This window comes from Niallia sp. XMNu-256 (assembly GCF_036670015.1).
Taxonomy (GTDB): domain Bacteria; phylum Bacillota; class Bacilli; order Bacillales; family Cytobacillaceae; genus Bacillus_BD.
In genome coordinates, this window is record NZ_CP137636.1 from 198883 (window position 1) to 212073 (window position 13191).

At 38.0% G+C, this 13191-nt stretch carries 12 protein-coding genes; 11 read left to right on the forward strand and 1 reads right to left on the reverse strand.

Features of this window, described 5'->3' with window-relative positions; genetic code table 11:
- The first annotated feature begins 31 nt into the window (after window positions 1-31).
- The 7 genes from grdC (at window position 32) to R4Z10_RS01080 (ending at window position 7503) form a co-directional block, all read left to right on the forward strand.
- Window positions 32-1564: a glycine/sarcosine/betaine reductase complex component C subunit beta gene (gene grdC / locus R4Z10_RS01050; RefSeq protein WP_338471397.1), complete on the forward strand. Its 1533-nt coding sequence runs from the start codon at window positions 32-34 to the stop codon at window positions 1562-1564.
- Between the two features lie 11 nt (window positions 1565-1575).
- On the forward strand, window positions 1576-2742 hold the full coding sequence (gene grdD / locus R4Z10_RS01055) for a glycine/sarcosine/betaine reductase complex component C subunit alpha (protein ID WP_338471398.1): 1167 nt from the start codon (window positions 1576-1578) through the stop codon (window positions 2740-2742).
- 143 nt (window positions 2743-2885) lie between these two features.
- Window positions 2886-3275, forward strand: a complete 390-nt coding sequence (locus tag R4Z10_RS01060) for a metalloregulator ArsR/SmtB family transcription factor (RefSeq protein WP_338471399.1) — start codon at window positions 2886-2888, stop codon at window positions 3273-3275.
- A complete protein-coding gene (locus R4Z10_RS01065) occupies window positions 3247-5376 on the forward strand; it encodes a heavy metal translocating P-type ATPase (RefSeq protein ID WP_338471400.1) in 2130 nt (709 codons plus the stop codon). The genes R4Z10_RS01060 and R4Z10_RS01065 overlap by 29 nt, the downstream gene beginning before the upstream one ends.
- Window positions 5377-5563: 187 nt before the next feature.
- Complete coding sequence (gene crcB, locus R4Z10_RS01070) at window positions 5564-5938, forward strand: fluoride efflux transporter CrcB (RefSeq protein WP_338471401.1); 375 nt, start codon at window positions 5564-5566, stop codon at window positions 5936-5938.
- Window positions 5935-6297, forward strand: coding sequence for a CrcB family protein (locus R4Z10_RS01075; protein WP_338471402.1), 363 nt, complete (start codon window positions 5935-5937; stop codon window positions 6295-6297). Before crcB ends, R4Z10_RS01075 begins: the two co-directional genes overlap by 4 nt.
- Before the next feature lie 213 nt (window positions 6298-6510).
- Window positions 6511-7503 (forward strand): LLM class flavin-dependent oxidoreductase, encoded by a 993-nt coding sequence (locus tag R4Z10_RS01080; protein ID WP_338471403.1) that lies wholly within the window; start codon window positions 6511-6513, stop codon window positions 7501-7503.
- A 103-nt stretch (window positions 7504-7606) separates the two neighbouring features.
- On the opposite strand, the gene R4Z10_RS01085 is transcribed toward R4Z10_RS01080, so the two are convergent.
- Window positions 7607-8317, reverse strand: coding sequence for a class I SAM-dependent methyltransferase (locus R4Z10_RS01085; protein ID WP_338471404.1), 711 nt, complete (start codon window positions 8315-8317; stop codon window positions 7607-7609).
- A gap of 254 nt (window positions 8318-8571) precedes the next feature.
- Between R4Z10_RS01085 and R4Z10_RS01090 the strand changes: the two genes are divergently transcribed.
- From R4Z10_RS01090 to R4Z10_RS01105, 4 genes are all read left to right on the forward strand, one after another.
- Window positions 8572-11388 (forward strand): UPF0182 family protein, encoded by a 2817-nt coding sequence (locus tag R4Z10_RS01090; RefSeq protein WP_338471405.1) that lies wholly within the window; start codon window positions 8572-8574, stop codon window positions 11386-11388.
- Window positions 11389-11710: 322 nt separating this feature from the next.
- Window positions 11711-11902 carry a YbxH family protein gene (locus tag R4Z10_RS01095; RefSeq protein WP_338471406.1) on the forward strand — a complete coding sequence of 64 codons (192 nt, stop codon included), beginning with the start codon at window positions 11711-11713 and terminating at the stop codon, window positions 11900-11902.
- A 208-nt stretch (window positions 11903-12110) separates the two neighbouring features.
- Window positions 12111-12713, forward strand: a complete 603-nt coding sequence (locus R4Z10_RS01100) for an alpha/beta hydrolase (RefSeq protein ID WP_338471407.1) — start codon at window positions 12111-12113, stop codon at window positions 12711-12713.
- Between the two features lie 33 nt (window positions 12714-12746).
- The gene (locus tag R4Z10_RS01105; protein ID WP_338473133.1) at window positions 12747-13172 is read left to right on the forward strand and encodes a DoxX family protein; all 426 of its coding nucleotides are present in this window, start codon (window positions 12747-12749) and stop codon (window positions 13170-13172) included.
- Window positions 13173-13191: the final 19 nt, after the last annotated feature.

A 13191-nucleotide genomic window follows, 5' to 3' on the forward strand; every position in this document is an offset into this window, starting at 1 on the left:
TAATGATAGAGAAGTTTATGGAGGTGCAATTATGTTTCCAGTAATTAAAGGAGCAAGTTATGTACTTGTTAACTCTCCTGATATGATCATTCACAACGGAACAACTCAAACACTAGAAAGAGAAACACACCCAGATTCAGAATATCTAAAGAAATTACCAGAACATATTCGATCATTTGAGGATAGTGTAGCTTACCCAGCTAACCAAGCTTACATAGGTGGTATTACTCCTCAAGAGCTTGCAGCAATGCCAAGACCATGGTTTGATAAGAAAATTGAAAACGCTTCAAGGTTTGGAAAATTTGGCGAAATCATGCCACAAGACGAATTTTATGGTCTCTTAAAAGTATCAGATGCATTTGACCTTGTTTTAATTGAAAAGGGATTAATGGCTAGCATTAAGACCTCATTTGAAGAGCATCCGCTATTAAAAGACTTAACACCAAAGCTTGGTGAAGGCTATGAAATGGCTGACATTGAGAAGGCAGTGAATACCCAACATGCTGAGCCGCTTTATATGAATAACGAGCTAGTGGGATGTGTGAAGAGAGCGCATGAACACGATAAAAACTTAACTTCACATATCATGACGGAAAACCTTGTTGTTAAAGCCTCAGGTATCCTAGCAGGATTACACTTAATCGATAAGTATGATGATATCAACCTAGAGGATATCGATTATATTATCGAGTGTTCAGAAGAAGCTTGTGGAGATATGAACCAAAGAGGTGGAGGTAACTTCGCAAAGGCAATCGGAGAAGTACTTGGATTAAAGAATGCTACCGGTTCAGATATTAGAAGTTTCTGTGCTGCCCCGTCACACGCACTTATTAGTGCTGCAGGTCTTGTAAAGTCTGGAATCTACAAGAATGTTCTTGTTGTAGCAGGGGGAGCTACTGCTAAACTTGCAATGAACGGGAAGGACCATGTAAAGAAAGATATGCCAATCATCGAAGACGTAATCGGTGGATTCGCTGTTCTTATTTCGGAAAATGATGGAGTTAGCCCAATTATACGAACAGACGCTGTAGGAAGGCATACAGTAAGTGCTGGTGCATCACCACAGGCTGTTATGGACGCTCTTGTTGCTAAACCACTTGAGGCAGCGGGACTAACATTTACAGATATTGATGTTTATTCTTCAGAAATGCAAAATCCTGAAGCAACAGAACCAGCAGGTGCTGGAGATGTTCCAACAGCCAACTATAAGATGATCGGGGCTCTTGCAGTTAAGAAAGGTCAATTAGAAAAGGCAAAACTCCCTGAATTCTTTAAGCAAGCTGGATACATTGGATTTGCGCCAACACAAGGACATATCCCTTCAGGTGTTCCTTCAATCGGGTTTGCAAGAGAACAAATTCTTGATGGATCAATCAATCGATTGATGGTTATCGGAAAAGGAAGCTTATTCCTTGGAAGAATGACAAACTTGTTTGATGGCTGTTCAATAATAGTTGAAAAGAATACTGGATTAGAAGAAGAGGCCGGTGCAGTTTCCAAAGAAGAAGTAAAGAGCATGGTTGCAGAGGCTCTGAAGGATTTTGCTTCCTACCTGGTGAAGTAAGGAGTGATAGCATGTCAAATGACAACGTTAAAAATCTGATAGGTCAAGTGTTTAATGAAATTGCGGATGCTATGGAGAGCGGAAGCTTTGGCAATAGAGTTAAAGTAGGTTTAACAACTCTGGGAAGTGAGCTTGGAGTTGAGGAGCTTGTAAAGGCTGCTGAAATGGCATCTAGAAAATATAGCGATTTTGAAGTGGTTTTAATTGGGCCTAAGGCTGATACGAAGCTTACTGTTTACGAAGTAGACTGTGAAGCCGATGCTCAAAAGAAAATGGAAGAGCTTCTTGATTCAAAAGAAATTCAAGGCTGCGTGACATTACATTATAACTTCCCAATTGGCGTTTCAACAGTTGGTAGAGTAGTCACTCCAGCAAAAGGCAAAGAGATGATCCTTGCTACAACTACCGGAACTTCCTCAACTCATAGAGTTGAAGGTATGGTAAAGAATGCTATTTACGGGATCATTACTGCAAAGGCTTGTGGAATTGAAAATCCTACAGTTGGTATTCTAAATGTTGATGGAGCAAGACAGGTGGAAAGAGTGCTTAAAGACCTTGTTTCAAAAGGATATGACATCAACTTTACTGAATCGGTTAGAGCAGACGGTGGAGCTATCATGAGAGGAAATGACCTTCTTACGGGAACACCTGATGTTATGATTACTGATTCGTTAACAGGAAATATTCTTATGAAAATGTTCTCTTCCTATAATACAGGCGGTAGCTATGAGGCTTCAGGCTATGGATATGGTCCAGGAGTTGGCGAAGGATATGGAAGACTCATCAATATTATCTCGAGAGCGTCTGGTGCTCCTGTTATTAGTGAAGCATTAAGATACTGTGCAACATGTGCTCAAAATAATATCATTGAAATTTCAAACAATGAATTCGCTAAGCTTGATAAGGCTGGTTTTAAGGATGTACTTTCAAAGCTTACCCAAGCAAGTGATAAGAAAGAAGCAAGTTCAGAAGAGGTGGTTGCTCCTCCGAAGAAGGTAGTAACACACGATATCGCTGGTATTGATATCCTGGAACTTGAAGATGCGGTACAAGAGCTGTGGAAAAAAGGTGTCTATGCAGAAGGTGGTATGGGATGTACGGGTCCGATCGTTCTTATATCTGATGATGAGGCGGACAGTGCTAAGGAAATATTAGCTGCAGCAGGTTTTATATCATAGTTTTACTAAGGCTGGATTCCAATCGGGGTCCAGCTTTTTACGTATCTCACTATTTTATATCATTCAAATAAAGACTTGAATGTTTGTAAATATACAGCATATACTTGATTCAAGTAAATACTTGAATGAAATGAAGTGGGATAATGAATAAAAAAGATAGCTGTGAGATTTACTGTTATGATGAAGAAAAGGTCAATCGAATTCAAAGGGATTTACGCACAGTAGATTTTTCTAGTGTTGCCCAAATGTTAAAGGCGATTGCGGATGAAAATCGAACGAAAATTACTTATGCCTTATGTCAAGATGAGGAATTATGTGTGTGTGATATTGCAAATATCATAGGTGTTACTGTAGCGAATGCTTCCCATCATTTACGTACACTTCATAAACAAGGGATCGTGAAGTTTAGAAAAGAAGGGAAACTGGCATTTTATTCTTTAAATGATGAACATGTCAGACAAATCATGATGATTGCGCTGGCGCATAAGAAAGAGGTGAAAAATAATGTCAAATCAGCAAGCAAAACCAACTAAAGACGAAATAAAAACATACCGAGTTCAAGGGTTTTCCTGAGCTGGCTGTGCAAAAACGTTCGAAACGAATGTAAAACGCCTGGATGGTGTTATAGATGCAAAGGTAAACTTTGGTGCTTCTAAAATTACGGTTATGGGCCATACAACGATCGAAGCCCTTGAAAAAGCAGGTGCTTTTGAAAACCTAACATTACGAGGAGAAAATGAAGAAATGCTAAAGCCAGAACCGTTTTGGAAGCAGAAGGAAACCATCAAAGTTTATATTTCAGCCCTTTTACTTGTGGTTAGTTGGTTTTTAGGGGAGCAATATGGTGAAGAGCATTATCTTCAAATAATGGGTTATGCAGCAACCATATTAATTGGTGGATACAGCCTTTTTATGAAAGGACTCAAAAATTTAAGTCGATTAAAGTTCGATATGAACACACTCATGACGATTGCTATTATTGGTGCTGCCTTTATTGGTGAATGGGGTGAAGGGGCAACTGTTGTTATTTTATTTGCGATCAGTGAGGCCTTAGAGCGTTATTCAATGGATAAAGCTCGCCAATCGATTGAATCTTTAATGGAAATAGCTCCAAAAGAGGCATTGATTCGCCGTGGGAATATAGAAATGATGGTTCACGTGGATGAGATTGTCGTTGGCGATATTATGATCGTAAAGCCTGGTCAAAAGTTAGCAATGGATGGAATAGTTGTAAAGGGTACATCGACATTAAATCAGGCGGCCATTACCGGTGAGAGCATCCCTGTAACTAAAACAATTGCTGATGAGGTATTTGCTGGTACATTGAATGAAGAAGGTTTGTTGGAGGTAAAAGTAACAAAACAAGTTGAAGATACGACATTATCGAAAATCATCCATCTTGTAGAAGAAGCTCAAGCAGAAAGAGCACCATCTCAAGCGTTTGTCGATAAATTTGCAAAATACTATACTCCAGCTATTGTTGCTATTGCACTTCTAATTGCTGTTATTCCTCCATTACTTGGAGGGGATTGGAACGAATGGATTTATCAAGGTTTAGCTGTATTAGTAGTTGGTTGTCCTTGTGCCTTAGTTGTTTCTACACCTGTTGCGGTTGTTACAGCCATAGGCAATGCGGCAAAAAATGGCGTTTTAATTAAGGGTGGGGTCTATTTAGAGGAGGCAGGACACTTAAAAGCCATTGCTTTTGATAAAACAGGAACATTAACAAAAGGGATTCCTACTGTAACAGATATCATGACGTTTGTTGGGAATGAAAATGAGTGGATGAGCATAGCTGCAGCGATTGAAAAAGGATCACAACATCCACTTGCTTCAGCGATTATACGAAAAGCAGAGGAAAAAGGCTTAAAATTCAATGATGTTACGGTTAGTGACTTCCGATCTATTACAGGTAAAGGCATTAAAGCAAAGGTCAATAACCAAATGTATTATGTCGGAAGCCTGAATCTTTTTAAGGAGTTATATGGCAGCATTGAAAATGACAAAGAACAAATGATTGTTGAAAGGCAGAACGAAGGAAAGTCTGTTATGATTTTGGGAACGGAAAAGGAAATTCTTTTGCTCATTGCTGTAGCTGATGAAACGAGGGAATCATCTAAAGCAGTAATTGGCAAGTTGAACAGTATGGGAATTCAAACTGTCATGCTGACAGGTGATAACCGAAGGACTGCAATTGCCATTGGAAAAATAGTCGGGGTTTCTAATATTAAAGCTGACTTGCTTCCAGAAGGAAAGTTGAACTTCATTAAAAAACTTCGCGAAAACCATCAAAGTGTGGCGATGGTGGGGGATGGAGTGAACGATGCTCCAGCACTTGCGGCGTCAACAGTTGGTGTAGCGATGGGTGGTGCCGGAACGGACACAGCATTAGAAACGGCTGATATTGCTTTAATGTCTGATGATTTAAGCAAGTTGCCATATACGATCAAATTAAGCCGTAAAGCCTTAACGATCATTAAGCAAAATATCACTTTTTCTATTGCTATTAAACTAGTAGCATTGCTGTTGGTAATGCCTGGTTGGTTAACATTATGGATAGCGATATTTGCCGATATGGGAGCAACATTACTTGTAACATTAAATAGTTTACGATTAATAAAAGTAAAAGAATAGAAATAAGGGTTATCGCTAAAATTGAATATATGGAGACGGACAGTTTACTGTGCTTCGGGTTTAGCAATGATTTGAATCTCTTTTTACTTAGTAAGGTATCATTTGGGGACAATTTTTTGTAAAGACTTCTGCTGGTATAATATACTGTCAGGAGTCTTTTTTTTGGGGAAACGGAGGGAATGTAATAGTGACTTATATATGGGTTGGTATAGCTGGATTTTTGGGAGCCACTTTAAGGTATCTAGTTGGGGTAGTTTTGTTTGAAGAAGGTACTGTATTTCCGTTGGCCACGTTAATTGTCAACTTATTAGGGAGCTTTTTGTTGGCTTGGCTAACAACTGTGGCTTTTATGAAATTTCCAATTCCCTCCCACTTCAAAACTGCCATAGGAACAGGCTTTGTTGGCTCATTCACGACTTTTTCAACATTTAGTGTGGAAACGGTAAAGTTATTTCAGGAAAACCATCTACTTTTAGGAATTATATATGTATTTGTTAGTTTGTTTGGAGGATTAGCAATGTGTCACTTAGGGTTTATAAAGAATAGAGGAAGAAATTTATGACTTTAGGCAATTTGCTGTTAGTGGGAGTTGGTGGGTTTTTCGGAGCAATCACGCGTTTTTCGGTGAGTCAATTTATCAATAATAGATTTACTTTCAATATACCTATGGCAACTTTAATAATAAATTTATTAGGTTCTTTTCTTCTCGGATTAATCTTTGGATTGGGTTTAAGTCAACCCCTTTTATGGCTGTTCGGTACTGGCTATCTGGGAGCATTTACGACATTTTCAACATTCAAATTAGAGGGAGTACAGCTTCACTTAAACAATAGAAAAAAGGAATTCTATATATATAACGGCATTACTTATTGTGGTGGCATTACCTTGGCTTATTTAGGTTTTATGATGGGCCAATTTTAGTATGGGTGATGATTGGGTAATCATAGATCAAATGAGAAACAGAAAACTTTACTTGATGATTTATATATCCTAAACTTATAGAATAACTATCTAATAATTTTAACTTGATGCAAACTTTTGAATATAATTTTGTTTTAATGAGAATTGTCACAGGATTGAATGTTAATTCTAAAAAATGTTTTACCTAAAGACGGACTGAAAGGGTGTTAACCAATGAAATTAAGTATATTAGACCAAGCTCCTATCACAAAGGGGAATACGGATGCAGATGCTCTAAAAAAAGCAGCAGAATTGGCTATTTTGGGAGATGAGTTAGGTTATCATCGAATGTGGATGGCTGAACACCATGGAGGCAGACATTATGCAAGTTCAGCTCCTGAAGTGACGACAGCTCATTTGGCAGCAAAAACGGAGAGAATTCGTGTCGGAACAGGGGGAGTGATGTTAATGCATTATTCCCCATTGAAACTCGCAGAAGTGTTTAAAACGTTAAGCGCCTTATCACCAGGTCGTATTGATTTTGGTATTGGTCGAGCTCCTGGAGGAGATAACAATGCGATTTATGCTTTATCGCAAGGTCGGCCACCGATGTTAGACAATTTATATGAAAAGTTTGATACAACCCTACAGTTGATCAACGACGAAGTCCCTGAAGATGGTTGGTACAGTAATGCCATTGCAACTCCGTCACAGGTCGTTCTGCCAGAAGCTTGGCTATTAGGATCGACGGGCAATAGCGCGGTTCAAGCTGGAAAAAGAGGGGTAGGGTACTCGTTCGCTCAATTTTTCAATGGTGAATTGAGCAAAGAGATTTTAGATGCATATAGAAGCAACTTCCAACCTTCAGCATTTATGGAGAAGCCACAAATTAATGTTTCTTATATGGTAACAACAGCCGAAACAAAAGAAGAAGCGGAATTTGAGGCAAGACCACAAGAAATTTGGCGTTTGTTGTTTAGAAGAGGCCAGATCACTTCAGTTATGACTCCTGAAGAAGCCCATGAATATCCATTGACAGAGATGGAACGTATGCTTATTCAAGAAAATCGTAAAATTCATTTAGTAGGCGATGCAAAGGAAATTGCCGCGAAGTTACAAGAAGAACAGGAACGCTATGGATTTGATGAAGCCGTGATTTGTAGTATTCCTCATTCACAAGAAAAACGCCTGAATGTATACCGACTATTAGCTAGGGAACTATTATAGCTTAACCTTATAATTTCAAAAAATTCCTATGACAAAAAAGAAAGACTCGTTCTCTCTATGAAATCGAGTCTTTTTCCTTATAATATGTAAGATTATCTCATGTTCAGGATTTCTTTGCTACAATGACCAGTGCAGGTGAGTCGATGGAGTGAGCCTCTCCTTTAAAGTTTCCGTGTACATTAACCACTCCAAAGCCAGCTACTTTAAGCAATGAAATGAGTTGTTGAGATATAATTGGAAATAATGGCATGGTGTTTTCAATCGTCTTCTCATTAACCGTTAATCTTGTACTAAAAAGAATATGCTCATCCTTCTTTTCATAATGCCTCGTAAAAGTGAAGTCTTCTTTTTCAATCACTGGAAATGAGAAATCGTGTTTAGTTAATACCCGATCATAATTCACTTGCTGAATTATCAGGACCCCATTCTGTCCCAATTTTAAATAACATTTCTTTAAAAAGATTTCAATCTCTCTAGTATTCGATAAATGGGGAAGTGTGTTTCCGAGGCAGAGGATTCCATCAAAGCTCCCTTGAATTTCATCAATTTCCTCCATCGATTTGGTAAAGACGGATAAATCTATTCCCCTAGAACTAGCCTTATCTTGAATGGATTGTGCCATCGTTTCTTCTGGCTCTGATGCAGTAACTTTTATGCCTTTCTCTGCAAGAGCAATAGCCATATTGCCCGTGCCAGCACCTATATCCAGGATCGTGCTTCCCTCAGGAAGGTGTTGAGATATAAACGAGAAGGCAGTTTGATTTAAAGGGAAAATTTGATCATAATATGCTGTTAAGTCATTATAAAAAGACAAGGTCATTGCTCCTTTTCTGAACGTTACAGTTTATCACTTTATTTTAGTATACTCAGCGCTTCGTATTCCTAGCAACTACAAAGAGAGAATGGTTTCTCATAGATAAAATAGGCCATTAGAAATGACTTACTGACGTAATATTGTTAGAATAGTAAGTAACTAATAAAATAAATCGGACCTTTCTTATTTTATCCTAGAAAACTAAAAGCAACTAACTAGGATTCTATTAATAAGGCACCGTTAAAGGAGGAATTATGGACTTTAAAGTTTATACTAACCGTAAGAAAGTAACAAAGATACCAAGGGCATCAAAGTTACCGAAGCTACCGAAATTTAACGGTTGGACTGGGGGCATTATTGGGACTCTATTGATTCTTTTTATTATCGGGATTAGTACCTTCCAGTGGATTACTGAATATATCTGGATGGACTCTCTTGAATTTGGCAGCGTATTCACTACGATTCTGAGCAGTAAACTTATGCTAGGCGTAGCTGGTTTTGTTGTCTATGGATTTGTAACATGGCTAACCTTATTTTGGATACGTAGAAGCTACTTAAGTCACTTTGACCAACAGCAACTACCGGCCTTTCTCTATGAGAGAAAAGCAATTGTGAATGTGGGACTTCTCGCCATTGCCCTTTTCGTAGGACTGATGGGAAGTACCATTGCTCAAGGTGTGGGCTGGGAACCACTTTTAAAGATTCAAAATTACGAGGCATTTGGGGAAAGTGACCCCATATTCAATCTAGACATTTCCTTCTACATGTTTGTTCTCCCATTTTTAGAAATAATAATTAATATTTTACTAGGTTTAGGTTTCTTCGTGCTCGTGGTTGTAGCAGCTGCGTATTCTGTTTTTCACATGTACCGAATGAACCGTTCGGCACAAATCCATCTTGGATTAACGATTGCTGTTATCGGGATTTTGCTGGCATGTTCGCATTTACTAACACCTTATCAGGCACTATTGACAAATCAAGTCAATGTTCTTCAAACGAGTGTAGTCCATGGAATAAGTTATACAGACCGTATAATTAATATCCCTGTTTCTTATATTCTAGCGGCAGTAGCAGTGATTGGATCAATTTGGGTTATTCTTACATTGAGAAAAGGCAATATTAAATTGACTTTGTATCCGATTATTGCTTATTTTGCGGTTATTATTCTTGGACAAGGCGTTTCAGCTGTTGTTCAAAACTATGTTGTAGAGCCAAATGAGTTTCAACGTGAAAAAACTTATTTGGAGCATAATTTGAATTTTACTAGAAAAGCTTATGACCTTGAAGATATTAAAATAACCGAGCACCCAGGTAATCAAGATTCTCTAAGTCCAGAGATGATTAAAAATAATGAACTAACAATTAATAATGTGCGAATTAATGACGCACGTCCGTTGCTTGATATTTATAATCAATTACAGACGTTCCGGACATATTATCAATTTAATGATATTGATGTCGATCGATATGAAATTGATGGTGAATACGAGCAAGTATTTATTGGTGCAAGAGAGTTGAATACGGTGGACTTGCCTGACCAAGCCCAAACATGGGTTAACCGGACTTTGAGGTATACGCATGGATACGGAATTGCAATGAGCCAAGTAAATGAGGTTACTTCACAAGGTCAACCTCAATATATTGTAAAAAATCTTCCGCCAGAAGGTGCAGTTAACGTGGAACGTCCACAAATTTATTTTGGTGAATTGGATTATCCAAACGTGATCGTAAATACATCCGTCGATGAATTTGACTATCCATCAGGTGAACAGAATGTGACTAATCGTTACGAGTCAGATAAAGGAATTCAGCTGAATGGATGGAATCGTTTGTTATTTGCGATCAATGAAGGCTCATTCCGAATGTTCGTGTCTGATCAACTTTCTAGTGAGAGTCAGTTGCTTGATACACGGAATATAGTCGATCGTGTTAATCGAATCGCTCCATTTTTCGAATATGATGAGGATCCATATATCGTTGTACGGGATGATGGGTCACTTGTGTGGATCATTGATGCCTATCTTGTTGAACAAGGTTACCCTTATGCGGAAAATTACGAAGGCAACAAAAACTATATTAAAAATGCAGCAAAGGTTATGATTGATGCTTATACTGGAGAGGTTAATTTCTTTGTTGCTGAACCAGATGACCCATTGCTTAAAACGTATCAAAACATGTTTCCGAAACTTTTTACAACAGACGTTCCAGAAGATGTGCAGAACCATTTTCGTTATCCAGAAAGATTATTTTCGATTCAAGCAAATAAATATGGTACGTATCATATGACGAATCTAGAAATCTTTTATAATCGAGAAGATCGCTGGGAATTTCCAACAGAGCATTATTTCAACGAAGATATTGAAATGGCACCTTATTATGTAACCATGAAACTTCCAGAATATGAGCAAGAAGAATTCATTTTAATGATGCCATATACTCCTAGAAATCGACAGAATATGGTCGGTTGGATGGGCGTTCGTAATGATGGCGAACAATATGGAGAAAAGTTTGTCTATCGTTTCCCGAAACAGGAAAATGTCTATGGTCCGCAGCAAATTGAAAATCGGATCAATCAGGACAGTGTCATTTCTCAAGAGTTAAACCTATGGTCACAAGGGGGATCTCAAGTCATCCGAGGTAACCTGCTATCGATTCCAATTGAGGATACGATGCTCTATGTTGAACCAATCTATATTGAATCTGCCAACGAAACATCGCTGCCAGAGGTCAAACAGGTTGTCGTTGCTTATCAAGATCATATTGTCATGGAGGCAACGTTTGACAAAGCATTGAATCGAATCCTTGAACTGGCTAACGGTGGAACGGATGCCGGTGCTTTACAACCTGAAGGGCCAACACCGGAAGATATTGAAGGTGAACAAGAACCATCCAATGAAGCGGCAGAGGAAGGAACACCTTCTCCAGGAGCGCCATTAAATTCAGATCAATTAATACAGGAATTCTCTGAGTTATTCGGTAATTATCAGGATGCCCTTTCAAATGGTGATTGGCAAAAAGCCGGAGACATTATGACTGAAATTGAAACACGACTAGAACAAGCAAATCAATAAAAGTATAAAGGTGCTAGGTATCATCCTTTTTGGATGCTTCCTGGCACTTTTTTTATAAGGTCATCCCTGTCTACTGCCAATAAGTAAAATAATTTTCATTCGAATATTCCTCCAAAATACTCTTGTACTATCTAATCTACTTTCAAAGGATTAAGAGAAAATGAGAAAATCATCAGAAATGAAGAAGATATTGAAAAACTATTATTAGAGAGATAGGAAATTAGCACGAATAAGCTTTGTATTAAAAATTAAATAATAGAAAAGACTAAAAGGTACAGATACCAGTCATCTTAGATGTACAGAATAACAAGGAGCTGTTAAAATGGGAGCCATTGAACGGAATGGATATCGTTTCGAACCAGAGTACAGTGTTATTGAACAGAATGGAGCTGTACATGTTTATAAAAATGGAGAGTTTCAAGAGGAAATACAGTTTTCCTTTTCAGGAAAAAGTCCCGAGCTCAACCAAATACAAGAATTGGTTGACCAATACTGTGACGAAAAGGGGATATAATTAAGGTGCTAGGTAATCCAGAAATGGATAATGCCTAGCACCTTTTTGGGGTTATAAAATTAATTTATAAAAGGCATTGACTTTATTTAATAAACATAGTACGATTATCTCGAATTAAAGATAACTAATGTAAATATATTTTAATTAAATGCAAATATGTTTTTAATTTTACCTCCTAGTGAGGTTCAGTTTTGAAAGGAGAATAATAATGAAACATATTTTTCAAAAGGGTAAAAATCCTGAAAAGCCAACTTTACTATTGTTACATGGTACAGGGGGGAATGAATTAGACTTGTTACCACTTGCCGGAATGATTGATGCAGAAGCAAACGTGTTAAGTGTTCGCGGCAATGTGTTGGAAAATGGAATGCCCCGCTTTTTCCGTCGATTAGCAGAAGGGGTATTTGATGAAGAGGATCTCGTTTTTCGAACAAATGAATTAAATCAATTTTTAGATGAAGCGGCTGAAAAGTATGGATTTGATCAAGGAAATGTTATTGCAATTGGTTACTCAAATGGGGCCAACATTGCCGCAAGTCTGTTATTTCATTATCGGGATGCATTAAAGGCAGCGATTCTTCATCACCCAATGGTTCCAAGAAGAGGAATTGAACTTCCTGATTTAACAGGAAAGTCTGTGTTCATTGCTGCCGGAACGAATGATCCAATCTGTTCACCTGAGGAATCGACTGAGTTACAAGCCTTATTAGAGCAGGCGAATGCAAAGGTAGAACTTCATTGGGAGAACCGAGGTCATCAATTGACTGGAGAAGAAGTGAAAGCCGCGGGGCAATGGTATCAACAATTATAAAATGATAATATAGACTATTTAAAGAGGAGAAGGATTGTTATGAAACACGAAATTGGAGCACTTATTTTACGAGTCGTACTGGGGATTACGTTCTTTATTCATGGTTTTGTTAAATTTCAAGGTGGAATTGAGAATCAAGCCGCATGGTTTAGCAGCATTGGGTTGCCGGGATTTTTAGCTTATGTGGTAGCAATTATTGAATTAGTAGGTGGATTTGCATTAATTATTGGCTTTGCAACGAAAATTGTATCTATTCTAATTGGAGTCATTATGATTGGAGCAACTGTAACAGTAAAGCTTCCGTTAGGTTTCTTAGGAAATGGCCAAATGGCTGGTTATGAATTAGATGTCATTTTATTAGCGATGGCTGTATACCTTGCTATTAATGGAAGTAAATTATGGTCACTAGGTCACTTAATTTCTCAAAAGGACTCAAAAAATACAACGATAGCTGCATAATAAATTGCAAAAAAACCCC